Origin of the sequence: Variovorax sp. V116 (genome assembly GCF_041154435.1) — a bacterium.
Lineage (GTDB): Bacteria > Pseudomonadota > Gammaproteobacteria > Burkholderiales > Burkholderiaceae_C > Variovorax > Variovorax paradoxus.
The window spans coordinates 35381-60891 of sequence record NZ_AP028661.1; the positions used below are offsets into that span (position 1 = coordinate 35381).

The following is a 25511-nucleotide window of genomic DNA, read 5'->3' on the forward strand; positions in this document are numbered from 1 at the left end:
GCGCCAAAAACAACAGCACAAGATCAGTCGATCTTCGCCCCCGAAGCCTTGACCACCGCCCCCATCGCATCCCAGTCCGCGCGCAGCAGCTTCTGGAACTCTTCGGCGCTCTGCATGCGCGGCTCCACGCCCAGGCGCTTGAAGCGCTCCTGGATCGCCGGATCGGACAGCACCTTGTTGGTGGCCGCGTTGAGGCGCTCGACCTCGGCCTTGGGTGTGCCGGCCGGGGCGAGCAGGCCGATCCATGAATCGAAGGCGTAGCCCGGCAGGCCGCTCTCGGCCACCGTCGGCAAGTTTGGCAGGAACGGGCTGCGCGCCTGGCCCGTGGAGGCGAGCAGCTTCATGCGCGGATCGGCCTGGAAGCCCATCACGCCGATGCTCGACGAGATCACCGCCTGCACGCGGCCCGCGAGCACCTCGTTGACCGCCTCGCCGGTCGACTTGGTCGGGATGTGCGTCATCTGCAGCCCGGCCTTGGCAAGGAACGACGCCATTGCCAGGTGCGTGGCGCTGCCGTTGCCGGCCGAGGCGTAGTTGTACTTGCCCGGATTGGCCTTGACCTCCTTGATGAAGTCCGCCGTGTTCGACACGTTGAGCCCGCTCGATACGGCCAGCGCGTAGCCCGCGTTGCCGATGTTGGCCACGCCCACGAAATCCTTCAGCGGGTCGTAGGACAGCTTGCTGTACAGGAAGCCCGCGATGTTGTGGCTCGCGGCCGCGAGCAGCAGCGTGTTGCCGTCCGCAGGCGCCTTGGCCACCGCGGCCGCGCCCACCGTGCCGCCCGCGCCCGCGCGGTTCTCGACGATGGCGCTGGCATTGAGCGCCGCACCCAGCTCGGCGTTGAAGGCGCGCGCCACCGTGTCCTGCACCGCGCCGGTGCCGAAGGGCACGACGATGTGGATCACACGTTGTTGTTGCGCATGCGCGGGCACGAGCGCGCCGAGCGTTGCGGCGGCTGCAAGGGCGGCGAGCGAACGCCGGTTGAATACGGAGGAGGTCATCGAGGCGGCCGCTTTCATCATCATCATCATCGTTGGCAGTGAAAGATCTCAGCCGCCCGCGGGCAGCCAGCGCTGCACCAGCTTCACGAAGTAGCTGGCGCCAATCGGAATGATCTCGTCGTTGAAGTCGAACGAGGTGTTGTGGATGATGCAAGGGCCGGGCCCATGGCCGTCGAGCCGGTGGTCGCCGTCGCCATTGCCGAGGAACGCATAGCAGCCGGGCCGCGCGAGCAGCATGTGCGCGAAGTCCTCGGCGCCCATCACGGCGGGAAAGTTGTCGGTGACCATGCCGTCGCCCACCACCTCGCGCATCACGCTGGTGGCAAAGCGCGCCTCGGCCGGGTGGTTGACCACCGGCGGCGAGGAGCGGTTGAAGAAGACCTCGGCCGTGCAGCCGTGCGCCGCGGCCACGCCCGCGGCCACTTCGCGCAGGCGTGCCTCGATCTTGTCGATGGCCTCGATGGAGAAGGTGCGGATGGTGCCGCCGACCGTGGCCACGTCGGGAATCACGTTGGGCGCATCCGAGCCCTGCAGCTGCGTGACCGCGAGCAGCGCGCGCTCGGTGCTCGGAATGGTGCGCGGCACGATGGTCTGCAGCTGCTGCGCGAGCGTGACCACCGCGGCCACGGGGTCGATGCCGGTGTGCGGCATCGAGGCATGCGTGCCGCGCCCGCGAACGGTGATCTTGTAGGTGTTGCTCGAGGCCATCAGCGCGCCTTCGTTGAGCGCGAAGCGGCCCACGTCGCCGACCGGGAAGTTGTGCAGCGCAAAGACCGCGTCGCACGGGAAGCGCTCGAACAGGCCGTCCTGGATCATCTTCTTCGCGCCGGCCTTGCCCATCTCCTCGGCGGGCTGGAAGATGAAATGCACGGTGCCGTCGAAGTCATCGGGCCCCTGATGCGACAGGTGCCAGGCGGCGGCCAGCAGCATGGTGGTGTGGCCGTCGTGACCGCAGGCATGCATGCGGCCGGCGTGGGTGGACTTGTGCGCGAACTCGTTGGCCTCGTGCAGCGGCAGCGCATCCATGTCGGCGCGCAGGCCGATGGTGCGTGTGCCGCTGCCCTTGCGCAGCACGCCGACCAGGCCGGTGCCGGCAATGCCGCGGTGCACCTCGATGCCCCATTCGGCGAGCAGGCCCGCCACCTTTTCGGAAGTGCGGTGCTCCTCGAAGCCGAGCTCGGGATGGGCATGGATGTCGCGCCGGATATCGACGAAGCGGGAGGCGTGGGCGGCAAAGGAATCGACGATGTTCATGGTGGCAGGCAAGGGTCGTGGGGGCGAATGATTCTGGCGCAAGGCGGCGATCGGCGCCACGCGCAGCAGCGAAGAGGCGATTGGTCAGAGGCCGGCCAGCACCTGGCCGAGCGTCTCGGCCAGCAGGTCGGCATGGGCTTCGGAGAACACCAGCGGCGGGCGGATCTTGAGCGTGTTGGCGTGCTCGCCGGTGGCGCTCAGCAGCACCTGCCGCTCGCGCAGGCCGTTGACGATGCGCGCGGTTTCCGCGGTGGCGGGCGTGCGGGTGCGGCGGTCGGTGACGAGCTCCACGCCCACGAACAGGCCCGCGCCGCGCACGTCGCCGATCAGGCTGTGGCGCTCGGCGAGCTTCGCGATCTGCGCACGCAGGTAACCGCCGACGCGCTGCGCATTGGCCATCAGTTCTTCGCGCTCGATCACGTCGAGCACCGCCATGCCCGCGGCCATCGAGACCGGGTTGCCGCCGAAGGTGTTGAAGTAGCGGCACTCGCGTCCGAAGGCGGCCAGCGCCTCGGGCCGCACCGCGAGGCCGGCCAGCGGGTGGCCGGCGCCCAGCGGCTTGCCCATGGTGACGATGTCGGGCACCACGCCGTGGCGCTGGAAGCCCCAGAACGCATCGCCGGTGCGGCCGAGGCCGGGCTGCACTTCGTCGGCGATGAAGAGGCCGCCGGCCTCGCGCACCGCGTCCACCGCCTCGGCCATGAAGCCCGGCGGATCGGTGAAGATGCCGTCGCTCGAGAACACGGTATCGACCATCAGCGCGGCCGGGCGCATGCCGTGCGCCTTGAGGTCCGCAATGGCCTCGCGCACGCCATCCGCGAACGCGCGGCCCAGTTCGCCGGGCGCAGTGCGGTAGCTGTCAGGCGCGGGCACGGTGCGCACCGCATCGCCGAGCTGCACGAACTTGCCGAGCGAGGGCGAGGCCTCGGCGATCGACGCGGTGACGCCGTGGTACGCGAAGCGCGTGACGATCAGCCCCTCGGCTTTGGTGTGTGAGCGTGCGATGCGCATCGCAAGGTCGTTGGCCTCGCTGCCGGTGCAGGTGAACATCGCGTGTGCGAGCTCGGCCGGCAGGGTGGCGAGCAGCCGCTCGGCGTAGTCGAGCACGCCTTCGTGCAGATAGCGCGTGTGGGTGTTGAGCACGCCGGCCTGGCGCGCGATGGCCTCGACCACGTGCGGGTGGCAATGGCCGACCGAGGCGACGTTGTTGTAGGCGTCGAGATGGGGCCGGCCCTCGGCGTCGTACAGCCACACGCCTTCGCCGCGCACCGGGTGCAGCGGCGTCTCGTAGAACAGGCGGTAGGCCGGGCCGAGCACGCGCGCACGGCGCTCGACGAGGGTTTGAGTCTGGGAGGCGAGGGAAGTCATGGCGATCTCTCAGAGGTTCAGCGCGTGGCGAAAGGCTGCTGTCGCCGCGGCGCTGCCGACGCGCTCGCAGGCCTGCAGCCGCGCCCACGACAGCGGGTTGTTGCGCAGCAGGTAGGGCGCGTTCTCGGGATAGCGCGCGGCGCGCCAACCGCTGATGGCCACCACCATCACGAGCCGCGCGGCGATCAGGTCGAACAGCACGCCGGCCTCGGCCGGCGACAGCGGACGCACCGCGTGGTAGGCGGCCACCAGCGGCACGATGGCCGCGAGCGGATCGTCGCCGGTGCCGGCCTGGTAGGCGGCGGCCACGGCCAGGTCGTTGATGCACGGCGCGCGCACCATGTCGCCGAAGTCGAGGATGGCGGCGATGCGGTCGGTGTCGGCCGGGTCGACCAGCAGGTTGTAGATGTTGAAGTCGTTGTGGATCGGCTGTGCGGGCAGCGTGCGCAGCACCGGCTTGGCGTCGCGCTCGAAGCGGTCGAGCGCGGCGGCGGCCAGCGCGCGGCGCTCCGGCTCGGCAATGTGCGCGAGCAGGCCGCGCACGCTGTCGGCGCGCTGCAGGTCCCAGGGCAGCGGCAGCTCGCCGGCCGGATGATCGAAGCCCGCGAGCGCCACGTCGAGCCGGGCCAGCATGCGTGCAAGGTTCTGCTGCTGCGTCGGCGTGCGCGGCGCCTCGGGCAGCGGCAGGCCGGGCAGGTAGCTGAAGAGGCGCACCACGCGCGGCAGGCCGTCGCCCGGATCGCAGACGAAAGAGGCGGCGCCGCCCTGCGTCGGCACGATGCGCTGCACCGGCAGGCCCGGCTCGGCGGCCGCGAGATGCAGCAGGGCCTGGGTCTGGAAGTCGGCGACGAGCGCGGTCTCGGCCGGGTGCGATATCTTCAGCATGAAGCGGGCGCCGTCGGCGGCGCGCTCGAGCCGGTAGTTGCGGTCGCGCTCGCCGGTCAGCGGCTTCATCTCGCCTTCGATGCCGTAATGCTCGCGCGCGAGTTCGCGCACCCAGGCGCCGTCGAGCGCGGGCGAGGCTTCGCTGAGCACCTGCGTGTCGGCGAACTCTGCAATCGTCATGCCGCGCTCTCGAAACCGCGCAGCGCGCTCGCGATGTTGGGCCCCAGGTCATCGGACAGATAGCCGCCTTCCTGCACCAGCACCGTGGGCAGTCCCAGGCGCGCGATCTCGGCCAGCAGCACGGCGAAGCCGGCGGTCTGGATCTTCATGCCCTTGTAGGGATCGCGCTCGTGTGCGTCGAGGCCCAGCGCCACCACCAGCGCGCCGGGCGCGTAGGCGCGGATGCTGTCGCAGGCATCGCGCAGCGCGGGCAGGTAGCCGTCGATGTCGGTGCCGAGCGCGAGCGGCTTGTTGATGTTGTAGCCCAGGCCTTCGCCTTCGCCGCGCTCGTGCGCGTGGCCGATGAAGAAGGGCGTGAAGTTGCGCGGATCGCCGTGCAGCGAGATGGTCAGCACGTCGGCGCGGCGGTAGAAGATGCCCTGCGTGCCGTTGCCGTGGTGCACGTCGATGTCGAGGATGGCCACGCGGTCGTGCACGCCGCGCAGATATTGCGCGGCAATCGCCACGTTGTTGAGGTAGCAGAAGCCGTTGGCGCGGTCGGCATACGCGTGGTGGCCGGGCGGGCGGCACAGCGCATAGGCCACGCGCTCGCCACCCCGAACGAGCTGCGCCGCATGCGTTGCCATGTTGGCCGAGGCGACGGCGGCCTCCCAGGTGCGCGCGCCGATCGAGCAGGCGTTGTCGCCCATGTGGAAGCCGGCCTGGCCGACCATGCTGTCGGGGTAGGTGCAGGGCTGGCCCGGGAACGGATGGATGTTGGGCATCACCTCTTCGGACGGATCGTCCAGCAGCTGCCAGCGCGCGTAGGCGGTCTCGAGGAAGCGCAGGTACTCGGGCGTGTGGATGGCGGCGCGCGGGCCGGCGCCGAAGTCGCGCGGGGCAACGATCTCGTGGCCCTCCCGCTGCACCGCCTCGAGCAGGCGGAAGGCGCGCTCGGGCTGCTCGTTGCTGCGCTTGAGCTTGCCGCGCACCATGAAGAGCTGCGGGTCGTGGTCCTTGTGGGTGTCGCTGTAGACGACTTTCATCGGTGTGTTTCTCCGGTCTCAGGCATTGGCGGGAAGGGGCGCGGCGCCGTGCTGCTTCACGAACAGCGCGCGCACGTGCTGCCAGGCGTCTTCCAGGTGCACGCGCATCGCGGCCTTGGCGGCCTCGGGGTCGCGGCGCACCAGGGCATCGACGATGGGGCGGTGGGTCTCGGCCATGGCGGTGGGGTCGTGGTAGACCGCGTCGATCAGCGCGATGATCATCTGCATCTCGGTCTGCGTGTTCATGAAGATGCGGTGCAGGTGCGCGTTGCCCGACAGCTCGCAGATCAGCGTGTGCAGCGCCAGGTCGTTGGCGATGCGGTGGTGCTGCGGCTGCGTGTTGGCCTCGCGCACCATGGCCTCGACCAGCGCCTGCACGCGCGCGATGCCGGCGTCGTCGGCCTTGCGGCAGGCCAGCTCGATCGAAGTCAGCTCCAGGCTCAGGCGCACTTCGAACAGGTCGTCGATCTCCTGCACGCTGATGGTCCGCACCGCGAAGCCGTGGCGCGGCTTGGCGACCAGCACGCCCTGGCGCTCGAGCCGCCGCGCCGCCTCGCGCACCGGCGCGCGGCTCACGCCCATGCGGCGTGCGATGTCGGCTTCGACGATGCGGCTGCCGGGTGCCAGGCGCCCTTCGACGATGGCGCGCGTCAGCTGGGCCTCGACCAGGCCGACGAGGTCGGTCGACTCGACCGATTCGAACAAAGCCGCGTCGGCAGCAGGAGGAGGAGGAGAAATTGTGGAAATTGCCATGTTGCTTGTCTCGTCATTGGTATGCGCCAGGGGCGATTCTTCACCGGATGGCATCTGGCGCGGCCGGTGCGGTCTTCAGGCCCCGCCCCGCGCGCGCCAGGTAGATGCCCGCCGCCATGATCAGCGCGATGCCGGCCATCGCGATCGCGTCGGGCGGCCGGCGGAACCAGAAGGTGCTGAAGGCCACGGCCAGCAGCAGCTGGAAGTAGTTGAGCGGCGCCAGCGTCGAGGCCTCGACGCGTTCGAACGCGGCCAGCAGCAGCCACTGCGCCGCCGCGCTGCAGGCGCCGCCCGCGAGCAGCAGCGCCACGTCGCCCCAGGGCGGCGGGTGGGCGGGCAGGAAGAAGGGCGCGGGCAGCAGCGTGACGACGAAGCAGGCCAGCGCGGTCCAGGCGTACTGCACCGGCCCCGCGACCAGGCCCGCGAGCCGCCGCGTGAGCAGCTGGAAGATCGCGTAGCAGACGGCGGCCACCGCCATCAGCACCGTGCCGAGCAGCGGCAGGTCGGCGCCCGGCCGCACGATCAGCAGCATGCCGCCGAAGCCGACCGTCACCGCCACCCAGCGGCTGCGCCGCACCTGCTCGCCCAGGAGCCACGGCGACAGCGCCACCATCAGCAGCGGCGCGGTGAAGTAGATGGCCGTGGCCTCGGCCAGCGGCATCCAGATGAGCGCCGTCATGAAGCAGGTGGCCACCGTCGCGAGCATCAGCCCGCGCAGCAGCAGCAGGGGCTTCTGCTGCGTGCGCCACATGCGCAGGTCGCCATGGCGCAGCAGCATCGCCAAGGCAATGCCGCTCACCGCGACATAGCGCATCACGTTGACGAAGGGCGCCGGGTAGAACTGCAGCATGTACTTGCAGAAGGCGTCGTAGGAGGCAAAGGCCACCAGCGCGCAGAAGAACAGCGCCACGCCGGCGCGCCTGGAGTCCGCCGGACGCAGTGCGAGAGCCGTGGCGGCGGTGCTCATCGCGCGGCCTGAAAGCCCCGCGGGAAACTCTCGTCCGTGCAGAAGGCCTTCACGCGAAGCTTTCTTCGAAGATCGCCATCGCGCGGGCGAAGCGCGCGAACATGTCGTCGACCTGTTCGGCCGTGATGATGAGCGGCGGGCAGAAGGCGATGGAGTCGCCCATGGCGCGCACGATGAGGCCCTGCGCCAGCGCGAGTTCGGCGAGGCGTGCGCCGGCCTTCTGCGCGGGATCGAAGGGCGTGCGCCTGGCGGGGTCGGCATACAGCTCGATCGCGCCGATGAGCCCCACGCCGCGCACCTCGCCGACGTACCTGCGCCCGGCGTAACTCTGCAGCCCTTTCTGGAATTGCGGCACCAGCGACTGCACGTGCGCGAGGATGCTCTCGTCTTCGTAGACCTTGAGCGTCTCCAGCGCGATGGCGCAGGCCACCGGATGGCCCGAGTAGGTGAAGCCGTGGCCGAAGGTGCCGATCTTGCCGCTGTTGGCGGCCACGGCCGCATGCACTTTCTCGTTGACCATCACGGCCGAGATCGGCACATAGCCCGACGAGAGCGCCTTGGCCGCGGTCAGGATGTCGGGCTTCAAGCCGAAGGTGGTGGAGCCGAACATCTGGCCGGTGCGGCCGAAGCCGCAGATCACCTCGTCGGCGATCAGCAGCACCTCGTACCTGGCCAGCACCTTCTGGACCTTGTCGAAGTAGGTGGCTGGCGGCACCAGCACGCCGCCCGCGCCCATCACGGGCTCGGCGATGAAGGCGCCGACCGTCTCGGGGCCTTCGTCGAGGATGCGCTGCTCGAGCGCAGCGGCCAGCCGCGTCGCGAAGTCTTGCTCGCTCTCGCCGGCTTCGGCGTAGCGGAAATGGTGCGGGCAGTCGACGTGCAGGATGCGGTCGATCGGCAAGTCGAAGTCGCGGTGGTTCGGCGCGAGGCCGCTCAGGCTCGCGGCCGCGACGGTGACGCCGTGGTACGCGTTGCGGCGCGCGATGATCTTTTTCTTTTCAGGCTTGCCGATGGCGTTGTGGTAGTACCAGACCAGCTTGACCGCGGAGTCGTTGGCCTCCGAACCGGAGTTGGCGAAGAACACCTTGGACATCGGCACCGGCGCCAGCGCGAGCAGCTTTTCGGCCAGCGCGATCGCGGCCGGGTTCGAGCGGCCGTTGAAGGTGTGGTAGTACGGCAGCCCGTGCAGCGCCTCGCTGCCGGCCTTGGCCAGGCGTGCGTTGCTGAAGCCCAGCGAGGCGCACCACAAGCCCGACATCGCCTCGAGATAGCGGCGGCCCTGGTCGTCCTCCACGAAGATGCCGTCGCCGCGCTGGATCACCAGCGGGCCGAGCTGCGGATGCGTCGCAAGGTTGGTGAAGGGGTGCAGATGCGCGGCGATGTCGTTGGCGGCGTTCTCTGCGTGCGTGCTGGCGTTCATGAAGGCGGTTCCGTTGTGTAGGGAGTTCGATCAATAGCCGCGCGCCAAGTCGACCTGGTTGGCGGGTCGGCGGCCTTGCCGCACCGACGCGAGGTTGTCGAGCGTCTGGCGCGCGATCACGAGGCTGTCGGTGCGCGTGGCGATGTGCGGCGTGACGAGGATGCGCGGGTCGCCCCAGAACGGATGGTCCGGCGGCAGCGGCTCCTGCGAGAAGGCGTCGAGCGTGGCCGCCGAGAGCTGGCCCGCGTCGAGCGCCGGCTGCAGGTCGGCCTCGACCAGGTGGTCGCCGCGGCCGACGTTGATCAGGTGCGCGCCGCGCGGCAGCCTGGCGAACAGCGCGGCATCGAGAAAGCCGTGCGTCTCGGCGGTGAGCGGCAGCAGGCACACCAGCGTGTCGCAGCCCGCAAGGAATTCATCGAGCTGCGCGGCGCCGTGGAAGCCCTCGACGCCGGCCGGCAGTGCCTCTTTCTTGCTGCGGCTCCAGCCGCGAACCGGGTAGCCGATGGCGGCCAGCGCCTCGGCGCAGGCCATGCCCAGCGTGCCCAGGCCCGCAATGCCCACGCGGTGCTGGCGCGGCGACACGATCGGCTGCTCCTCCCATCGGCGGGCCGCGGAACTCGCAACGTAGGCGCGCATGCCGCGGTGCTGCTGCACCACGGCCCAAGAGACATAGGCCTTCATGCCGGCTGCCATGCCGGTGTCGACGATGCGGCACAGCGGCAGGTGGCGCGGCAGTTCAGCATCGGCGGTGATGTGCTCGATGCCCGCGGCCAGCGACTGCACGAGCCGCAGCTTCGGCATCCGGGCGAGCAGGCCGTGCGGCGGGAACCAGCAGACGGCTGCGTCGATCTCGTCGAGCGCGCCGAGCTCTTCGCCCAGGCGCAGGTCGATGCCCGGATGGGCCTCGCGGAAGGCTGCGGCAAGGTATTCCATCTCCAGCACCGCGCTCAGGATCGCCACGCAGGGCACGTCGTCCTTCGCCGCCATCACGCGACCAGCGCCTCGGCCGGCGACGCGGCGGACACCAGCCGCGGCACCGCCTCGATCAGCTTGCGCGTGTAGGCGTGCTTCGGATCGCCGAGCACCTTGTGCGTCTCGCCGTATTCGACGACCTCGCCGCGCTGCATCACCGCGATGTGGTCGCACATCTGGCCCGCCACGCGCAGGTCGTGCGTGATGAAGACCATGGCGAGCTGGAACTGCTCGCGCACCTGCGCGAAGAGCTCGAGCACCTGCGCCTGCACCGAGACGTCGAGCGCCGACACCGGCTCGTCGGCCACCAGCAGTTCGGGCTGCATGGCCAGCGCACGCGCAATGCCGATGCGCTGGCGCTGCCCGCCCGAGAACTCATGCGGATAGCGCTCGGCCGCATCGGCGCCCAGGCCCACGAGCTTCAGCAGCTCCATCGCGCGCGCCATGGCTTCGGCCTTGCCCACGCCCTGCGCAATGGGCCCGCCTGCGATGGCCGCGCCCACGCGGTGGCGCGGGTTGAGCGATGCGTACGGGTCCTGGAACACCATCTGGATCTTGCCCGCGGCCTCGCGCCGGAAGGCCGGCCCCTGCGACAGGCTGCGGCCCTTGAAGAGGATGCGGCCGCTGTCGAACGGCGAGAGCCCCACCAGGCAGCGGCCCACGCTCGACTTGCCCGAGCCCGATTCGCCGACCAGCCCCAGCGTTTCGCCGCGGCGCAGTTCGAAGCTGACGTTCTTTGCGGCCTGCACCGAGCGGCCGCGCTTGAAGAGGCCGTTGCCCGAGCTGTAGGTCTTGCACAGGTCCTGCACCTGCAGCACGCGCACCACCTCGCCGCTTGGCGTGTCGCGCTCGGCAGTGCCGGTGGGAATGGCGGCGATCAGCTTGCGCGTGTAGGGGTGCTGCGGCGCATCGAGCACCTGGCGCACCGGCCCGGCCTCGACCACCTGGCCGGTCTGCATCACGACCACGTGGTCGGCAATTTCCGAAACCACGCCGAAGTCGTGCGTGATGAACAACACCGCCGTGCCGCGGCGCTGCTGCAGCTCGCGGATCAGCGCGAGGATCTGTGCCTGCGTGGTCACGTCGAGCGCGGTGGTCGGCTCGTCGGCAATCAGCAGCACGGGCTCGAGCACCAGCGCGCAGGCGATCATCACGCGCTGGCGCTGGCCGCCCGAGAGGCGGAACGGATAGGCGTCGATCAGCAGCTCCGGATCGGGCAGGCCCACGTCGGCCAGCGCGGCCAGGATGCGCCGCCGCTTCTCGGCCGCGGGCACGCTGCCGTGCGCATCGAAGACTTCGCCGATCTGCTCGCCGATACGCATCACGGGGTTCAGCGCCGTCATCGGCTCCTGGAACACCATGCCGATGCGCCGTCCGCGCAGCTCGCGCATCTGCGGCTCGCTGAGCTGCAGCAGGTCGCGGCCCTCGAACAGGATCTGCCCGGCCACGGGCTCCACATGCGGGCGCGGCAGCAGGCCCATCACGGCATTGGCGATCATCGACTTGCCCGAGCCCGATTCGCCGACCACGCACAGCGTCTGGCCCGGCAGCACCGACAGCGTGGCGCCGTCGACGGCCAGCGCGCGGTCCGCGCCCTTGGGCAGGCGGATGCCCAGGTTGACGACATCGAGCACCGGCTGCACCGGCTTCATGGGCGTGACGGTGGCGCTCATTTGCCCCTCCCGTCGAGCCGCGTGTTGAGCCCGTCGCTCAGGCCTTCGCCCACCAGGTTGAGCGCAAGCACCGTCAGCACGATGGCCAGGCCCGGGAACAGCGCCATCCACCAGGCCTGGCGCAGCACGGTGCGCGCCGCACCCACCATGTAGCCCCAGCTCATCTGGTTCGGGTCGCCCAGGCCAAGGAAGCTCAGGCTCGACTCCAGCAGGATGGCCGTGGCCGTCATGAGCGAGGCCATCACGATGATGGGCGACATGGCGTTGGGCAATATCTGCGTCAGGATGATGCGCGGTGTCGACTGGCCCGCGAGCAGCGCGGCCTGCACGAAGTCGCGCTGGCGCAGCGTGAGGAATTCGCTGCGCACCAGCCGCGCCACCGGCGGCCAGGAGACGATGGCAATCGCCACCACGATCGAATTCACCGAAGGCTGAAAGATCGCCACCAGCACGATCGCCAGCGCGAAGCTCGGCACCGCCTGGAACAGCTCGGTGAAGCGCATCAGCGCCGCGTCGATCCAGCCGCCGAAGTAGCCGGCAATGGCGCCGAGCGTCACGCCGATCAGCAGCGCGACCACGGTCGACACCAGTCCGATCAACAGCGAGATGCGCGCGCCGTAGATCACGCCCGAGAGGATGTCGCGGCCCAGCGTGTCGGTGCCGAGCGCAAAGCCGGGCTCCGTCCACGGCCGCAGGAAGGGCTGCTCGACCATGTTCCACGGATCGTTGGTCGCAACCCACGGGCCGATGAGGGCGACGACCGCCACCAGCACCAGCACGGCCATGCCGAGCACGGCGCCCTTGTTGCGGCAGAAGCGCCGCCAGAATGGACTTTGCAGCAGGGTCATAGCTCGATCCGGGGATCGACCAGCGTGTAGACGAGGTCGGTGATGAGGTTGAACAGCACGGCCATGGCCGCGGTCACGAGGAAGGCGCCGAGCAGCAGGTTGTAGTCGCGCTGCAGCAGCGCGTCGAACATCAGGCGGCCGATGCCGGGCCAGGCGAACACGGTCTCGGTCAGCACCGCGCCGCCGATCATTCCGCCGGCCTGGATGCCCGCGAGCGTGACCACCGGCAGCAGCGCGTTGCGCAGCACGTGCGCCCGCAAAATGCGGCCGGGCTTCACGCCCTTGGCGCGCGCGGTCTTCACGAAGTCCATCTGCGCCACCTCGAGCATGGCGGCGCGCGTCATGCGCGCATACACCGCCATGTAGAAGAGCGCGAGCGTCAGCGCCGGCAGCACCAGGTGGCCCGCGATGTCCCAGGCCAGCGCCAGGCCGGTGGCGCCGGAGCCCACGGTGCTGAAGCCGAAGCCCGGCAGCCAGTCGAGCTGCACCGTGAACACCAGCACCGCCATCAGCGCGAGCCAGTAGAGCGGCGTGGCATAGAAGATGAGCGCCACCACCGTGATCGAGCTGTCGACCCAGCTGCCGGCGCGCCGCGCGGCCAGCGCACCGAGCGTGATGCCGAACAGCAGCGACAGCGCAAACGCCGTGCCCGTGAGCAGCAGCGTGGCGGGCAACCGGTCCATGATGAGCTTCAGCACCGGCTGCTGCTGCCGGTACGAGAAGCCCAGGTCGAGCCGCACCACCTTGCCGACGTAGGTGGCGAGCTGCGTCGTGATCGGCTGGTCGAGCCCGAACTGCGCGCGCAGCTGCGCCACGAACTGCGGATCGGACGCGCCCGCCTCGCCCGCCAGCACCGACACCGGATCGCCCGGCGCCGCGCGCACCAGCATGAAGTTGACCGTGGCGATCAGCAGGATCGCCAGCAGGCCCTGCATCACGCGGCCCAGCATGAACTGCGTACGTTTCATCGGCGGCTCCTGTTGCGTTGCATGTGCTGCGGGCTGGCCGTCATGCGAGCGTCGCGGTGCCCAGGCTGTCGTTCAGGCCGATGCCCGAGCTGATGATGTTGTTCAGCTTGGTGCGGTACAGCGTCGGAAAGTTGAGCTCGTGCAGCCAGGCGACGGGCACTTCGTCGAGCAGGATCTTCTGCACCTGCAGGTAGATGGCCTTGCGCTTCTCGGGATCGCTCTCCTTGGCGCCGGCGTCGAACAGCTCGTCGACCTTCGGGTTCGAATAGCCCTCGACGTTGTTGAACGGCGAGCCCTTGGCGATGTTGCCGGTGGTGTAGTTGCGCGCCACGCCCAGCGCCGGGTCGCCGTACTGGTAGACGTAGGTGAAGGCGAGGTCGTAGTCCCACTCGTTGAGCTTCTGGTTCCAGCCGGCCACGTCGGTGGCCACCAGCTCGACCTTGATGCCGGCCTGCGCGAGGTTCTGGCGCAGGATCTCGGCCGAGCGCGCCCAGGTCTCGCCGTAGGGCAGCGGCAGCAGGCGCAGCGTCTCGCCCTTGTAGCCGGCTTCCTCGAGCAGCTTCTTGGCGGTGGCCACGTTGCGCGGGTACTTGGCGACGTCGGTGCTGTGGAACTTGATGTTGCTGTTGAACGGCCCGGTCGCCGGCTTGGCGAAGCCCTGCCAGGCGATCTTGGCCATGGCTTCGCGGTCGATCGCGTACATCACGGCCTGGCGGAACTTGAGCTTGTCCATCGGCGCCTTGCGGTTGTTGAGCCACAGCCACGAATGCGGCGCGAAGAACTCCCAGCCCTTGGTGGTGACCGCCGCGCCCGGCAGCTTGGAAAGCCGCAGCACGTCGAAGTACTCGACCGCGCCGCCCGGCACCAGGTCGACCTTGCCCGACTCGAAGGCCGCCGCGCGCGAGGCGGCATCGGGAATGATGTGGAAGTACACGCTCTCGACCAGCGGCACGTCCTTGACGTGGTACTTGTCGTTGGCCACGAGCTGGATGTACGAGCCCTTGACCCATTCCTTGAACTTGAACGGCCCGGTGCCGATGGGCGTGGCATTGGCCGGGTTGGCCGCGAACTCGGTGCCTTCGTAGATGTGCTTGGGGATCATCGGCATGCTGCCGACCTCGAAGATGCCGATGAAGGGGCCAAAGGGGTACTTGAGCTTGAACTCGACCGTGAGCGGATCGATGGCCTTGATGCTTTCCACCGCCGCCAGGTTGGCGCGCAGCCGCGCATGCGTCTTGCGCAGGAACACGTCGGCCGAGAACACCACGTCGGCCGAGGTGAAGGGCTTGCCGTCGTGCCAGGTGACGCCGGGCTTGAGCTTGAAGGTGTAGAGCGTGCCTTCCTTGTTGACGGTCCAAGAGGTGGCCAGCGAGGGCAGCGGGTTGATCTTCTCGTCGTAGCGCAGCAGGCCCTCGTAGATGTTGCCCGCGATCATCTGCGTGGGGCCGTTCTGCGTGATGCCCAGCATCAGGCCCGGCGGCTCGGGCTGCACCACGGCGTTGATCACGCCGCCCTTCTTGCCCTGCGCCAGCAGGTGCAGCGGGACACCCGCCAGCGTCAATCCGGCGGCCGAGGCGGCGCCCATCTGGATGAGGTTGCGACGTTTCATGTGCGGAAACTCCTTGTGGCTCTGTGCGAGCGGGTGGGGACGAAGAAACGGGAACGAAAGAACGCGGGCGCCGGCAATGGCGGCACCGCCGCGCTCAGTCGCGGTACGAGGTGGCGGGAAGCGGATCGATGCGCTGCAGCAGTGCGCGCCACTCGCGCGCGTTGGGGTCGGGCTGGCCCGGCTGGCGCACGCTGTCGCCGCTTTCGTACTGCTGCGCGGTCTTTTCGCAGACCTCGGCCGGCACCGGATGCACCGGCAGGCCGCTCGACTGGATCGCCACCTGCACGCGGCAGGCGCGCTCCAGGTTGAGCATCAGGATGAAGGCCTCGGGCACCGTGCGCCCGAGCGTGACCAGGCCGTGGTTGCGCAGGATCAGCGCACGCGCCGTCGGGCCCAGGTCGGCCACCAGGCGCTCGCGCTCATCGGCGTCCAGCGCGATGCCCTCGAAGTCGTGATAGACCACGCGGTTGTAGAACTGCAGCGCCCACTGGTTGCAGGGCTGCAGCCCGCCCGCCAGCGACGACACCGCTACGCCCGCCACCGTGTGCGTGTGCAGCACGCAGGCCGCGTCGTGGCGCGCCGAATGCACCGCGCTGTGGATGGTGAAGCCGGCCGGGTTCACGTCCCAGGGCGAGTCGTCGAGGATGCGCCCCTCCAGGTCGATCTTCACCAGCGACGAGGCCGTGATGTCCTTGAACAGCATGCCGAAGGGGTTGATCAGGAACTGGTCCTCGGTGCCCGGCACGCGTGCGGAGATGTGCGTGTAGATGCTGTCGTCCATGCCGTAGTGCGCCACCAGCCGGTAGGCGGCGGCCAGGTCTTCGCGCACTTGGCGCTCGGCATCGGAAACGGATGGGGCCTGGCGGCCCACTGCCTGCAATTGCATGTCGCGTTCCTTTTTAGGCCCGGCGGGAGGCCGCCGGCGCCATGTTCGGGGTTCATCGGATCGACTGCGCAAACTGTCGACAGTCAACCGACGACAGTCTTAAGCAATATGCAGGCCTGCGTGATGGGGTAAGCCCTTGGTGAGGCGGCTGGAGGCGCGCAAAGGCGCGCCGGCAAAGGGCGAGCGCCAGGAAAAACGCCGCGCGCACTGGGGAAAGTGCGCGCGGCGGATGGGGCGGATGGTGCCTTTGAGCCGGCTTGGCTGCGCCATGAAGGCGCCGGATGCACCAGGGTGCAGCGGGAAAGTGCCCTCTTCAGCGCAGCCGGCCTTCCTCTCGCAGCCGCGCACCGATGCGGCGGATTTCGGCCTCGCCCTGCTCGAGCGCGGCCTTGCTGGTGTGCACCGAGTAGTGCCCCATCACCAGTTCATGCGGATGCTTCGCGGCCGAGCCCAGCACGAAGGAGGTGTCGCCTTGGGCCACGAAGCCGATGGCCGCGCCCGATTCCTCGAACACCGCCAGCTCGCCGGCGGCGACCGGTTCGCCGCCGCCCGCATCGAGCCGGCCCGCGTCGACCGCGATCCAGCCCACCGTGTGGCCGGCCGGCGGCGTGTAGCGCCAGTGCTCGCCGTCCTTCAGCTGCACGGCCAGGTAGTTGATCGGCGCCGGGGCCGGAATGGGGCTTTGCGCCGCGCCGTGGCGCCCGAGCAGCACGCGCGCCGGGCCTTCCCGCGGCACCTGCGAGGGCGACAGGTAGATGCTCTGCGCCGGCGCGTTTTCTTCCGAGGCCGGCAGGGCCACCCAGAGCTGGAAGCCCTGCACGCGCTTCGTGCCCGGCGCGGGCGCGCCGTCGTGCCACACGCCGTTGCCGGCGCGCATCCACTCGACACCGCCGGCCGGCAGCACGCCCTGCTCGCCGGTCGTGTCTTCGTACAGCGTGTCGCCGTCGATCAGCCAGGTCAGCGTGGCAATGCCCGAATGCGGGTGCATGCCGAAGCCCTTGCGGCCGCCCGAGGTGTCGAAGCCGAAAAGGTCGAGGAACACGAAGGGCTTGAGGAATTCGCCCAGGTCGCCCGGGCTCATGAGCCGCGTGATCGGCCCGTGCTGGGAGCCGCGCGTGCGGTAGACGATGGCGCGGGCTTCGGTGGTGATGGCAGTGGCAACGGCGGTGGTCATGGGAGGCTCCTTAACCGATGGAAGAAGAAAGAAAGATCAGGCGGCGCTGGCCGCCGGTACGGGCCGCAGGCGCCAGGCCACGAAGGCTGACAGCAGCAGGAGCACCATGGCCGGCGCGGGGCTGCCGCCGATCAGCACGAGGTGCGTGGCCACGGCGCCGGCCATGGTCGCGGCCAGCAGCAGGCCGCCGATGAAGCCGGTCGCCGGCACCAGCAGCAGCACCGCGCCGCCGACCTCGACCACGCCCGTCAGGTAGCGGAACCACTGGCCGAAGCCGACCGCCTCGAACACCTGGACCATCTGCGGCACGCCGGCCAGCTTGGCGAGGCCGGCGGCACCGAAGGCCAGCGCCAGAAGAATGCGGACGCCCCAGACGATGCGGCGCTGGGTTGTGGAGGAAGTGGAAGCGGGAGATGTGGAAGTCATGGGCACAAGGTTAGGGCGGCACCCATTGATCGACTAGACGGCAGAATCGGATTGCACTCGTCCATCAGTAGAAGGAATCCCCGCCATGCTCGACCTCAACGACATCGCCATGTTCGTGCAGGTGGTGCGCCACGGCAGCTTTGCCGCGGCGGCGCGTCGGCTGGGCCTGCCGCCCAACACCGTGAGCCGGCGCATCCAGCAGCTCGAGGCGCAGCTGGGCACGCGGCTCATGCAGCGCTCCACCCGCAGGCTCACGCTGACCAGCGCGGGCCGGGCGTTCCACGAGCGCTGCGCGGGCGCGGTCGACGGGCTGGTCGAGGCCGGGCAGGCGCTGATCACCGGCAGCCAGCAGCCCAGCGGCCTGGTGCGCGTGGCGGCGACGGCCGATTTCTTCGATTTCTTCCCGATGGAGTGGGTGGCCGGCTTCCTGGCCGCGCACCCGCTGGTGCGCGTCGACTTCGTTCTGAGCGACGCCCGGGCCGACCTGATCGCCGAGCAGATCGACATCGCATTCCGCGGCGGCGCACTGCCCGACTCCGGCTACGTCGGCCGCAAGCTCCTGGGCGCCCGGACCGACGGCATGGTCGCGAGCCCCGCCTACATTGCCGCGCGCGGCGCGCCCGCCACCCTGCAGGACCTGGCGGACCACGACTGCGTGACCTCGCCCCATCCGAGCGGCCGCGCCCTCTGGCGCCTGGCCGGCCCCGGCGGCGCGGAAGAAGAAGTGCAGGTTGGGGGCCGCTTCAGCGGCAACACCGCGCAGGCGCTGCGCAAGGCCGCGCTCGCCGGCCTGGGCATCGCGCTGCTGCCGCCCACCATGGCCCGGCTCGACCTGGAGGCCGGCCGGCTGGTGCCGGTGCTGCCGCAGTACCAGCGCACGGGGCAGGGGCTGAGCGTGCTCTACCCAAGCCGCAAGCACCTGCCGCTGGCGGTGTCGGCGTTCATCGGAATGGTGATGGAGAAGCTCAGCGCGGTGGAGGCGCTGCCGGAGATGCTGCGCACCGAATAACGGGTTTCATGACCCATGCTCAGCCGCGCGGGGCCGTGTTGCGCAGCGCGTGCCGAATGGTCGACAGGCCGCGCAGCAAGTGCGCATCGAGCTCCTCGAGCATCGCGTTGAGGTCGTTGCCGATGGCCAGCTCGAGGAACAGGTGGTGGTTCTCCGCGAAGTCGGGCTTGGGCGCGTGCGTCAGGCGGCACACCGCAAAGCCGAGCTGGATCTTCTGCGTCATCTGGCGCCAGACATCGAGCAGCAGCTGATTGCCGCAGCGCTCGTAGACCAGGCCGTGGAAGTGGGCCTCCGCCGCGCTCTCGCGATGCAGCTCGCTGCTGGAGGCGGCTTCGGCCAATGCCTCGTAGCGCGCGGTCATCTCGGCGCGAAAGGCTTCGTCGCGCTGCGGCCACAGGCGGATGAACGCCTGCCTTTCCATGATGCGGCGCACCTCGTACACGTCGCTCATGGTTTGTTCGCTGATGTCGGTCACGTAGGTGCCGGCGTAGGGCTTGTTCACGAGCAGGCCGGTCTCGATGAGCTCGCGGATCGCCTCGCGCAGCAGGCCGCGGCTGACGCCGAACTGGGTGGCGAAGTGGCTCTCGACCAGCTGCGTGCCGGGCGCGATCTTGCCGGTGAGGATGGCGTCGCGCAGGGTCTGCGCCACGTAGTCGCGCCGCGTGGCCGAGGGAGCGGGTGCGAAATCGGGGAGGGTCTTCATCGCGGCGGGTCGGGTGTCGGGGCGTGGGCGGAGGGCGTCAATGGCTGCGCAGGGCCAGGCGCTTTTCGAGGCGGCTTGCGGCATAGGCGCCAGGGTAGATGAGCACGAAGTACACCACGGCCACGGCCGTCAGGATTTCCAGCGGCCGGTAGTAGGCGGCGCTCAGCGCGCGGCCCTGGTACATGAGCTCGTGCACCGCGATGACGGACGCGATGGACGTGTTCTTCGCCAGCTCGATGCCGCGGTTGGTGAAGGCCGGCAGCATGCGCTTGAGCACCTGCGGCAGCACCACGCGGCGCAGCACCTGCACGCGCCGCATGCCCAGGGCGCGCGCGCCCTCCCACTGGCCCGCCGGCAGCGAGGCGATGCCGCCGCGGAAGATCTCCGAGCAGTAGGCCGATGCGTTGAGCGAGAGCGCGAGCAGCGCCGCCGCATATGGCGTGAGCTGCCAGCCCGTGAGGATCGGAAACGCGTAGAAGAACCACACCAGCTGGATCAGGATCGGGATGTTTCGGAACAGCTCCATGTAGCCGCGCGTCGCGGCGCCCACGAGGCGGCTTTTCGAGCGCGCGCCCAGCGCGATCAGCAGGCCGATCGCCATGGCCGAAGGAAAGGCGACAGCCCACAGGCCGGCCGTGACGCCCACGCCCTTGAGCAGCACGGGCCAGTGCTGCAGCACGGCCGAGAAGTCCCAGGTGAAGTCCATCGTCAGTGTCCTGCAGCGCGGGTGGAGATGGCCAGGCGATGCTCGGCCACGCGTGCGACGAGGCTCAGCGAGAACAGCGCCAGGAAGAAGATGGCCGCGACCACCGTGTACACCTCCAGCGGCCGGAAGGTGATCGAGTTGAGCTGCATGGCTTGGTAGAGCAGGTCGGAGTAGGCCAGCGTGGAGGCCAGCGCGGTGGTCTTGATGAGTTCGAACGAACGCTCGATGAACGGCGGCAGCATGCGCGCGAGCGCCTGCGGCAGCACCACGCGGCGCAGGGCCTGGTGCGAGCGCATGCCGACGGCGCGCGCCGCTTCCCACTGCCCGCGCTCGATCGACACCAGGCCGCCGCGGAACACCTCGGCGAAGAACGCGCCCGACTGCGTCGACAGCGCGATGACCGCCGCCGCATACGGGTCCAGGCTCACGCCGATGAGCACCGGCAATGCGTAGAAGGCCCAGAAGAAATGCACCAGCGGCGGCGTGTTGCGATAGAACTCGATGATCCACAGCGCGGGCCTGGCGAGCCACGCCCTGCCCGACAGCCGAAGGGCCGCGAGCACGACGCCGAACACTACGCCCAGCGCGATGGCAACGGCGGCGATCTTCATCGTGCCGACGAAGCCCGCCAGGAGCATGTCGCGGTGCGCCCAGACGCCGCTGAAGTCCCATTCGTAGTTCATGTGCGCCCGCCCGCCGGTTCGATGCGGCCCGGCCTACTGGCCGAGCGTCTCTTTCATCACGCCCGGCACGGTGGCCGGGTCGATGCCCTTGGTCTTGAGGTACTGGCCGTACAGCGCCTGCGTCTGGCCCGAGGCGTAGAGCTTGCCGATCAGGCCGTCGAGCTGGTTGCGAAAGCCCGCATCGGCCTCGCGCCGGATGCCCACGCTGGTCGGCAGCGCGACGACCGGCTGTGGCACCTGCACCTTGCCCTTGCGGATCTTCGAGTACGCGATGACCAGGGCCGGATGGTAGAAGCCGATCGCGTCGACGCGGCCCGACATGAAGGCCGCCACGGTCTCGTCGGTGTTGGTGAAGCGCTCGATCTTCGCCTTCGGCAGGCGGGTGGTCAGGTCGCGGTCGGTGGCCGTGCCGAGCGCCACGCCGATGCGCACTTCGGGCTTGTCGAGGTCGGCCCAGTTCTTGGCGACGAGGCCGTCCTTCGCGAGCACGCCCTGCGCATACCAGAGCAGCGGGCTGGCCGGAAAGTCGATCGCCTTCTTGCGCTCCTCGGTGGCATCGAGCACGAACATGGCATCGATCTGCCCGGCCTGCAGCGCCGCCACGCTGTTGCCCCAGGTGGTCTCGACCGGCGTCATCTTCACGCCCATCTCCTTGGCGACCTGTTCGCCGAGCAGCACGCCGAGCCCGGTCCAGGTGCCCGAGGCGGGATCGCGGAAGTACCACGGATCGCCGGGCGCGACGCCGATGCGCAGCTCGCCGCTCTGCTTGATCTTCTGCAGCGTGTTGGTCTGCGCGCCGGCGGCAAGGCTGCCGAGCGACAGGGAGGCGGCGAGCGCCAGGGCGACGGCACGGCGCAGGCGCCGGAAGGGAGTGGTGGCGTTCATGGGATGGGCTTTCCGTGGACTGGAGTTGAAGGGAGCAGGCGGTGCGGCGGTGTTCAGGCGGCTGCGGGCAGCGCGCCGTGGGCCTCGTTCGCGCTCGCGATGTAGGTGCGGTAGAGCGCGTCGAGCCGCTGCGTGAGCGGGCCGAGCGGCGCCAGCGCGCGGCCGTCGACCGACGACACCGGCGTGAGGCCGGCCAGCGTGCCGGTGACGAAGGCCTCGTCGGCCGCGTAGACCTCGGCCAGCGTGAAGTCGCCTTCGTGCACCGGGATGCCCGCCCCGCGCGCGAGCCGCACCACCGTGGCGCGCGTGATGCCGTTGAAGCAGTAGCGCCCCGACGAGGTCCACAGCGCGCCGCCCCGCACCGCGAAGAAGTTGGTGGAATTGCAGCTCGAGACGAAGCCGTGGGGGTCGAGCATCAGCGCCTCGTCCGCGCCGGCCTGGATGGCCTGGATCAGGGCCTGGATCAGGTTGAGGCGGCTGTGCGAATTGAGCCGCAGGTCGAACACGTCCGGCCCGCTGCAGCGCAAGGTCGAGGTGAAGAGCTTCAGGCCGTTGCGCTTGGCCTCCGGCGTGACCACCTTGTGCTCGGCCACGCACACCACGGTGGCGCCGCCGATGATGAAGCGCGGGTCCTGGTTGGGCGTTTTCTTGACGCCGCGCGTGACCATGAGCCGGGCGTGCGCGCCGTCGCGCATGCCGTTGCGCAGGAAGGTGTCGACCACCACCTGCTTCATCTGCGCCCGGGTCATGCCGATGTCCAGCGCGATCGACTTCGCGCCCTCGTACATGCGGTCGATGTGGGCGTCGAACGAGATGATGCGGCCGTCGACCAGGCGCACGCCCTCCCACACGCCGTCGCCGCACACGTAGCCGGCATCGAACACCGACACCACCGCCTGGTGACGCGGCACGAACTGCCCGTTCACGTAGACGAGCACTGCGTCGTTGCGTGCATCGGGGGCGTAGGCCTGGGAACTGGTCTTCGAGGGGGCGCTGTCGGCGTGCATATGAATGAGGGTCCTGGGATCAGAAGTGGAAGGCGGTGAAGCGCTCGATGAAGCGCTGCGTGCGCTCCTGCTTCGGATGCTTGAGCACCTCGTCGGGCGTGCCGCTCTCGTGCAGCAGCCCGTCGGCGAGGAACACCACCTTGCTCGCGAAGTGATAGGCAAAGCCGAGCTCGTGCGTCACGAGCAGCATGGTCCGGCCTTCGTCGGCCAGCGCGCGGATGGTGCCGAGCACCTCGCCGACCAGTTCGGGATCGAGCGAGGACGTGGGCTCGTCGAACAGCAGCACCTCGGGCTCCATGGCCAGCGCGCGGGCGATGGCGACGCGCTGCTGCTGGCCGCCGGACAGGTGGCCCGGGTAGGCGGCGGCCTTTTCCGCCAGGCCCACCTTGGCGATTTCGGCCAGCGCGCGCTCGCGGGCCTCTGCCGCAGGCAGGCGCTTGACGGTCACCAGCCCCTCCATGACGTTCTGCAGCACCGTCATGTGCGGGAACAGGTTGAACTGCTGGAACACCATGCCGACCTGCTTGCGCACTTCGCTGAGCTCGGCCTCCCCATAGCGCAGCGTGTCGGACCCCGGCACGGGCCGGCCCACGGCGCGTCCCTTGAGGACCACCTGCCCGGCGGAAGGCACTTCCATGAAGTTGAGGCAGCGCAGCAGCGTGCTTTTGCCAGAACCGCTCGAACCGATGATGGCGATGCGGTCGCCGGGCAGCACGTCGAGGTCGATGCCGCGCAGCACGTGGTGGCTGCCGTAGCGCTTGTGCAGGGCCTGGATGCGGAGAACGGGCGGCGGGGCGGCTGTCATGGCGTGCAATGGTATGGATTGTCGAACAATCGACAATCGGGGGTTGTACTATCCATGCAAAGTCCATGCCATGCTTCCCCACGGGGGCGCTCGCCAGCCGCGCGCGGCCGCTTCGCCCCTGCGGGAGAATCGCCCCCCATGAAAATCGAAAAAGACACAGTCGTCACCCTCAAGTACAAGGTCGCCGACGCCCAGGGCAAGCTGATCGAAGCCAGCCCCGAGCCGATGGCCTACCTGCATGGCGGCTACGAGAACACGCTGCCCAAGATCGAGGAAGTGCTCGATGGCAAGGAAAAGGGCTTCCAGACCACGCTGAACCTGGCGCCCGAAGACGCCTTCGGCCTGCGCGACGAGTCGCTGGTGCGCAGCATCCCCAAGTCCGAATTCCCGCCGGGCGTGAAGGTGGGCGGGCAACTCGAGGGGCGGCTCGACGATGGCACCGAGCACCTCTTCACCGTGATGAAGATCAAGGGCCCGGTCGTGCTGCTGGACGGCAACCACCCCTGGGCCGGCAAGGCGCTGAAGTTCAGCCTCCAGGTGACGGACGTGCGCGCGGCGCTGCCGGTGGAGATCGAGCATCGGCACGTGCATGGTGCGCATGGGCACCATCACTGACCGATCGGGTCCGGCGGCCCGGTCGTTCTAGTTGTTCTTCTTCCAGAACCGCGGCGCCTTTGCGATCCGGCCCAGTGCCTTGCGGCAGGCCTTCGCGCCCGCCGCGTGGCGCGCGCTGAACCAGCCGACGGCGAACCATGCGCGCGCATCGCGCGCGGTGGCTTCGCGGTAGAGCGCGAGCGCCACGGCTTCGTCGTTGAATTCGCCCAGCGCGTCCTGCGCGGGGCGCAGGCGCTTCAGGTAGCGCTCGGCGGCCGGCTTTTCCTTGTCGTCGTCCGCATCGGCGGCGAACAGCGGCGCCGCGAATTCGGCCAGGTAGCGCAGGCGCTTGAGCCGCTTGCGCGTGCGATGCTGGTCTTCGGCCGACAGCGATTCGAAGCGGCGGCCGTCGCGCACCGCCTGCCGATGCAGCCGCTGCAGGCGCTTGCGCAGAAGGCGCCGTGCCTCGGCGGCGTCGAGCGGCGCCGGCGCTGACGCGGGCTGGCCGGCAGCTTCGGCTTCGGTCTGCGGCGCAGCTTCCCCGGCGGTGGCCGCGGTAAAGCCGATCAGCGACACCAGCACCGACTGGAACGCCGGCGCGCGCACCACCTCGCCGGGCGAGGGCGCCTCGGCCGCCGCATCGTCGCCAGCCAGCGGATCGAACTCCGGCGCCCCCGCCTCGCGCAGTTGCGGCTGCGCCAGCTTCAGGATCTGCTCGCGGTCGCGCAGCGCGCCGAGCGCGCGGAAGGCCTCGACCAGCGGCGGCTCCCATTCGCCGCCGTTGAAAAGACCGGTGCGCGGGTCGAGCCCCGCGAGTTCGCGCAGCGCGGTGCGCAGGCGCCGGATGCCGATGCGCAGCTGGTGGATCTGCTCTTCATCCGTGCTGCCCGCGGCGATCTCGCTCGCGTTGGGCAGCATCTGCGCGAGGCACGACGCGACCACGGCCTGCTGGATGGCGCGGCCGCCCGGCTTTTCTTTCTCGTTGGCAAAGCGCGGCGCCTCGGCCTTCACGGCCGGAACCGCATCGACTTTCGCCAGCAGCCGCGTGCCGCGCTCGGCCTTGGACACGGTGCTGAACCACAGGCCGTGCTGCTGCGACCAGCGGCGCGCGAGCGCCACCAGCCCCTGCACGCCGCCGCGCTTGAGCTCGAGTTCCAGTTCGCACACCGGCGACTCGCGCTCGTCCGGCGTGCCCGCATGGGCGATGACCTTGCCGACATCGAGCGCCAGTTCCACCACGGCGGCGCCGGCGCCGGTGGTGCGCACATCACGTGTGAGCCGCACGATGTCGGTGGACTGGCGCTCGACCAGCGCGGCGCCGCTCGCGGCCAGCACCTGGGCAAGCCGCTCGCCCACGGGCGTGCCCTGGTGGCGCTGCGGTTCGATGGCCGGCGCGCCGCCGCCGGCCGCTGCGGCGCCCAGGTCGACGTTGTGTTCGAGCCGGTGCAGCGCGTTGTCGCCGGTGGCCTTGACGGTCTGCACCCAGCGCGGCCCTTCCTTGCGCAGGCGCAGCACGATGCCCTGGGCGGCCAGCGCCTGGTCCGCGGTGTCGAAATAGCGCGCCTGCAGCCGCGTGCGCACCACGCTGCCGCGCCGCATGGCGGCCTCGACGGCTTTCAGGCGCTGTGCGGGAACATGAAACTTGAACTCGATTTCCATGCCGGCCATGATGCCCGGTCTTGTTCATCGCGCCGCCGGCTTTGCGCCTGC

At 69.6% G+C, this 25511-nt stretch carries 25 protein-coding genes; 2 read left to right on the forward strand and 23 right to left on the reverse strand.

The window, feature by feature from the left end:
* Window positions 1–23: 23 nt before the first annotated feature.
* The 16 genes from ACAM58_RS00190 to ACAM58_RS00265 form a co-directional block, all read right to left on the reverse strand.
* Entirely contained in the window at window positions 24–1001 is a 978-nt protein-coding gene (locus tag ACAM58_RS00190; RefSeq protein ID WP_026283855.1) for a tripartite tricarboxylate transporter substrate-binding protein, read from the reverse strand.
* Between the two features lie 48 nt (window positions 1002–1049).
* A complete protein-coding gene (locus ACAM58_RS00195; RefSeq protein WP_369663839.1) occupies window positions 1050–2255 on the reverse strand; it encodes a M20 aminoacylase family protein in 1206 nt (401 codons plus the stop codon).
* 84 nt (window positions 2256–2339) lie between these two features.
* Window positions 2340–3623 carry an aspartate aminotransferase family protein gene (locus ACAM58_RS00200; protein ID WP_369663840.1) on the reverse strand — a complete coding sequence of 428 codons (1284 nt, stop codon included), beginning with the start codon at window positions 3621–3623 and terminating at the stop codon, window positions 2340–2342.
* Between the two features lie 9 nt (window positions 3624–3632).
* Entirely contained in the window at window positions 3633–4688 is a 1056-nt protein-coding gene (locus tag ACAM58_RS00205) for a phosphotransferase (RefSeq protein ID WP_369663841.1), read from the reverse strand.
* Complete coding sequence (locus ACAM58_RS00210; RefSeq protein WP_369663842.1) at window positions 4685–5713, reverse strand: histone deacetylase family protein; 1029 nt, start codon at window positions 5711–5713, stop codon at window positions 4685–4687. Before ACAM58_RS00210 ends, ACAM58_RS00205 begins: the two co-directional genes overlap by 4 nt.
* Window positions 5714–5731: 18 nt before the next feature.
* Window positions 5732–6520: a GntR family transcriptional regulator gene (locus ACAM58_RS00215; protein WP_062363924.1), complete on the reverse strand. Its 789-nt coding sequence runs from the start codon at window positions 6518–6520 to the stop codon at window positions 5732–5734.
* The gene (locus tag ACAM58_RS00220; RefSeq protein WP_369663843.1) at window positions 6507–7433 is read right to left on the reverse strand and encodes a DMT family transporter; all 927 of its coding nucleotides are present in this window, start codon (window positions 7431–7433) and stop codon (window positions 6507–6509) included. The genes ACAM58_RS00215 and ACAM58_RS00220 overlap by 14 nt, the downstream gene beginning before the upstream one ends.
* A gap of 49 nt (window positions 7434–7482) precedes the next feature.
* Window positions 7483–8853, reverse strand: coding sequence for an aminotransferase (locus tag ACAM58_RS00225; RefSeq protein ID WP_369663844.1), 1371 nt, complete (start codon window positions 8851–8853; stop codon window positions 7483–7485).
* A 30-nt stretch (window positions 8854–8883) separates the two neighbouring features.
* The gene (locus tag ACAM58_RS00230; RefSeq protein ID WP_369663845.1) at window positions 8884–9840 is read right to left on the reverse strand and encodes a 2-hydroxyacid dehydrogenase; all 957 of its coding nucleotides are present in this window, start codon (window positions 9838–9840) and stop codon (window positions 8884–8886) included.
* Window positions 9840–11498 carry an ABC transporter ATP-binding protein gene (locus tag ACAM58_RS00235; protein WP_369663846.1) on the reverse strand — a complete coding sequence of 553 codons (1659 nt, stop codon included), beginning with the start codon at window positions 11496–11498 and terminating at the stop codon, window positions 9840–9842. Before ACAM58_RS00235 ends, ACAM58_RS00230 begins: the two co-directional genes overlap by 1 nt.
* Complete coding sequence (locus ACAM58_RS00240; RefSeq protein ID WP_015867972.1) at window positions 11495–12346, reverse strand: ABC transporter permease; 852 nt, start codon at window positions 12344–12346, stop codon at window positions 11495–11497. The genes ACAM58_RS00235 and ACAM58_RS00240 overlap by 4 nt, the downstream gene beginning before the upstream one ends.
* Entirely contained in the window at window positions 12343–13314 is a 972-nt protein-coding gene (locus ACAM58_RS00245; RefSeq protein WP_018903463.1) for an ABC transporter permease, read from the reverse strand. The genes ACAM58_RS00240 and ACAM58_RS00245 overlap by 4 nt, the downstream gene beginning before the upstream one ends.
* A gap of 40 nt (window positions 13315–13354) precedes the next feature.
* Entirely contained in the window at window positions 13355–14923 is a 1569-nt protein-coding gene (locus ACAM58_RS00250) for an ABC transporter substrate-binding protein (protein ID WP_369663847.1), read from the reverse strand.
* Window positions 14924–15017: 94 nt separating this feature from the next.
* Window positions 15018–15809, reverse strand: a complete 792-nt coding sequence (locus tag ACAM58_RS00255) for a class II aldolase/adducin family protein (RefSeq protein ID WP_369663848.1) — start codon at window positions 15807–15809, stop codon at window positions 15018–15020.
* Window positions 15810–16122: 313 nt separating this feature from the next.
* Window positions 16123–16983 carry a pirin family protein gene (locus ACAM58_RS00260; protein WP_369663849.1) on the reverse strand — a complete coding sequence of 287 codons (861 nt, stop codon included), beginning with the start codon at window positions 16981–16983 and terminating at the stop codon, window positions 16123–16125.
* 36 nt (window positions 16984–17019) lie between these two features.
* Complete coding sequence (locus tag ACAM58_RS00265) at window positions 17020–17409, reverse strand: DoxX family protein (protein WP_369663850.1); 390 nt, start codon at window positions 17407–17409, stop codon at window positions 17020–17022.
* Window positions 17410–17494: 85 nt separating this feature from the next.
* Between ACAM58_RS00265 and ACAM58_RS00270 the strand changes: the two genes are divergently transcribed.
* Window positions 17495–18418: a LysR family transcriptional regulator gene (locus ACAM58_RS00270; RefSeq protein WP_369663851.1), complete on the forward strand. Its 924-nt coding sequence runs from the start codon at window positions 17495–17497 to the stop codon at window positions 18416–18418.
* Window positions 18419–18437: 19 nt separating this feature from the next.
* Here the strand turns inward: ACAM58_RS00270 and ACAM58_RS00275 are convergent, their stop codons facing one another.
* The 6 genes from ACAM58_RS00275 to ACAM58_RS00300 are packed head-to-tail and all read right to left on the reverse strand — an operon-like array spanning window position 18438 to window position 23207.
* Window positions 18438–19121, reverse strand: a complete 684-nt coding sequence (locus ACAM58_RS00275) for a GntR family transcriptional regulator (protein ID WP_369663852.1) — start codon at window positions 19119–19121, stop codon at window positions 18438–18440.
* 37 nt (window positions 19122–19158) lie between these two features.
* Window positions 19159–19827, reverse strand: a complete 669-nt coding sequence (locus ACAM58_RS00280; protein ID WP_369663853.1) for an amino acid ABC transporter permease — start codon at window positions 19825–19827, stop codon at window positions 19159–19161.
* A 2-nt stretch (window positions 19828–19829) separates the two neighbouring features.
* Window positions 19830–20510: an amino acid ABC transporter permease gene (locus ACAM58_RS00285; protein WP_369663854.1), complete on the reverse strand. Its 681-nt coding sequence runs from the start codon at window positions 20508–20510 to the stop codon at window positions 19830–19832.
* A gap of 33 nt (window positions 20511–20543) precedes the next feature.
* The gene (locus ACAM58_RS00290; RefSeq protein ID WP_319440092.1) at window positions 20544–21395 is read right to left on the reverse strand and encodes a transporter substrate-binding domain-containing protein; all 852 of its coding nucleotides are present in this window, start codon (window positions 21393–21395) and stop codon (window positions 20544–20546) included.
* A 53-nt stretch (window positions 21396–21448) separates the two neighbouring features.
* A complete protein-coding gene (locus ACAM58_RS00295) occupies window positions 21449–22402 on the reverse strand; it encodes an aminotransferase class IV (RefSeq protein ID WP_369663855.1) in 954 nt (317 codons plus the stop codon).
* Window positions 22403–22421: 19 nt separating this feature from the next.
* Window positions 22422–23207, reverse strand: a complete 786-nt coding sequence (locus ACAM58_RS00300) for an ATP-binding cassette domain-containing protein (protein WP_027729570.1) — start codon at window positions 23205–23207, stop codon at window positions 22422–22424.
* A 138-nt stretch (window positions 23208–23345) separates the two neighbouring features.
* On the opposite strand from ACAM58_RS00300, the gene ACAM58_RS00305 reads away from it, so the two are divergent.
* Window positions 23346–23822 carry a peptidylprolyl isomerase gene (locus tag ACAM58_RS00305; protein ID WP_369663856.1) on the forward strand — a complete coding sequence of 159 codons (477 nt, stop codon included), beginning with the start codon at window positions 23346–23348 and terminating at the stop codon, window positions 23820–23822.
* Between the two features lie 27 nt (window positions 23823–23849).
* Here ACAM58_RS00305 and ACAM58_RS00310 read toward each other — a convergent pair whose 3' ends face one another.
* A complete protein-coding gene (locus ACAM58_RS00310; protein ID WP_369663857.1) occupies window positions 23850–25469 on the reverse strand; it encodes a CHAD domain-containing protein in 1620 nt (539 codons plus the stop codon).
* Window positions 25470–25511 lie beyond the last annotated feature (42 nt).

What these genes read in the sequence shown, in the direction of transcription:
- ACAM58_RS00250 (WP_369663847.1), bottom strand. Translation starts at nt 14,923, where the DNA reads ATGAAACGTCGCAACCTCATCCAGATGGGCGCCGCCTCGGCCGCCGGA.
- ACAM58_RS00290 (WP_319440092.1), bottom strand. Translation starts at nt 21,395, where the DNA reads ATGAACGCCACCACTCCCTTCCGGCGCCTGCGCCGTGCCGTCGCCCTG.
- ACAM58_RS00235 (WP_369663846.1), bottom strand. Translation starts at nt 11,498, where the DNA reads ATGAGCGCCACCGTCACGCCCATGAAGCCGGTGCAGCCGGTGCTCGAT.
- ACAM58_RS00205 (WP_369663841.1), bottom strand. Translation starts at nt 4,688, where the DNA reads ATGACGATTGCAGAGTTCGCCGACACGCAGGTGCTCAGCGAAGCCTCG.
- ACAM58_RS00215 (WP_062363924.1), bottom strand. Translation starts at nt 6,520, where the DNA reads ATGCCATCCGGTGAAGAATCGCCCCTGGCGCATACCAATGACGAGACA.
- ACAM58_RS00200 (WP_369663840.1), bottom strand. Translation starts at nt 3,623, where the DNA reads ATGACTTCCCTCGCCTCCCAGACTCAAACCCTCGTCGAGCGCCGTGCG.
- ACAM58_RS00245 (WP_018903463.1), bottom strand. Translation starts at nt 13,314, where the DNA reads ATGAAACGTACGCAGTTCATGCTGGGCCGCGTGATGCAGGGCCTGCTG.
- ACAM58_RS00230 (WP_369663845.1), bottom strand. Translation starts at nt 9,840, where the DNA reads ATGGCGGCGAAGGACGACGTGCCCTGCGTGGCGATCCTGAGCGCGGTG.
- ACAM58_RS00190 (WP_026283855.1), bottom strand. Translation starts at nt 1,001, where the DNA reads ATGACCTCCTCCGTATTCAACCGGCGTTCGCTCGCCGCCCTTGCAGCC.
- ACAM58_RS00305 (WP_369663856.1), top strand. Translation starts at nt 23,346, where the DNA reads ATGAAAATCGAAAAAGACACAGTCGTCACCCTCAAGTACAAGGTCGCC.
- ACAM58_RS00270 (WP_369663851.1), top strand. Translation starts at nt 17,495, where the DNA reads ATGCTCGACCTCAACGACATCGCCATGTTCGTGCAGGTGGTGCGCCAC.
- ACAM58_RS00275 (WP_369663852.1), bottom strand. Translation starts at nt 19,121, where the DNA reads ATGAAGACCCTCCCCGATTTCGCACCCGCTCCCTCGGCCACGCGGCGC.
- ACAM58_RS00260 (WP_369663849.1), bottom strand. Translation starts at nt 16,983, where the DNA reads ATGACCACCGCCGTTGCCACTGCCATCACCACCGAAGCCCGCGCCATC.
- ACAM58_RS00220 (WP_369663843.1), bottom strand. Translation starts at nt 7,433, where the DNA reads ATGAGCACCGCCGCCACGGCTCTCGCACTGCGTCCGGCGGACTCCAGG.
- ACAM58_RS00225 (WP_369663844.1), bottom strand. Translation starts at nt 8,853, where the DNA reads ATGAACGCCAGCACGCACGCAGAGAACGCCGCCAACGACATCGCCGCG.
- ACAM58_RS00295 (WP_369663855.1), bottom strand. Translation starts at nt 22,402, where the DNA reads ATGCACGCCGACAGCGCCCCCTCGAAGACCAGTTCCCAGGCCTACGCC.
- ACAM58_RS00280 (WP_369663853.1), bottom strand. Translation starts at nt 19,827, where the DNA reads ATGGACTTCACCTGGGACTTCTCGGCCGTGCTGCAGCACTGGCCCGTG.
- ACAM58_RS00195 (WP_369663839.1), bottom strand. Translation starts at nt 2,255, where the DNA reads ATGAACATCGTCGATTCCTTTGCCGCCCACGCCTCCCGCTTCGTCGAT.
- ACAM58_RS00310 (WP_369663857.1), bottom strand. Translation starts at nt 25,469, where the DNA reads ATGGCCGGCATGGAAATCGAGTTCAAGTTTCATGTTCCCGCACAGCGC.
- ACAM58_RS00210 (WP_369663842.1), bottom strand. Translation starts at nt 5,713, where the DNA reads ATGAAAGTCGTCTACAGCGACACCCACAAGGACCACGACCCGCAGCTC.
- ACAM58_RS00300 (WP_027729570.1), bottom strand. Translation starts at nt 23,207, where the DNA reads ATGACAGCCGCCCCGCCGCCCGTTCTCCGCATCCAGGCCCTGCACAAG.
- ACAM58_RS00255 (WP_369663848.1), bottom strand. Translation starts at nt 15,809, where the DNA reads ATGCAATTGCAGGCAGTGGGCCGCCAGGCCCCATCCGTTTCCGATGCC.
- ACAM58_RS00265 (WP_369663850.1), bottom strand. Translation starts at nt 17,409, where the DNA reads ATGACTTCCACATCTCCCGCTTCCACTTCCTCCACAACCCAGCGCCGC.
- ACAM58_RS00240 (WP_015867972.1), bottom strand. Translation starts at nt 12,346, where the DNA reads ATGACCCTGCTGCAAAGTCCATTCTGGCGGCGCTTCTGCCGCAACAAG.
- ACAM58_RS00285 (WP_369663854.1), bottom strand. Translation starts at nt 20,510, where the DNA reads ATGAACTACGAATGGGACTTCAGCGGCGTCTGGGCGCACCGCGACATG.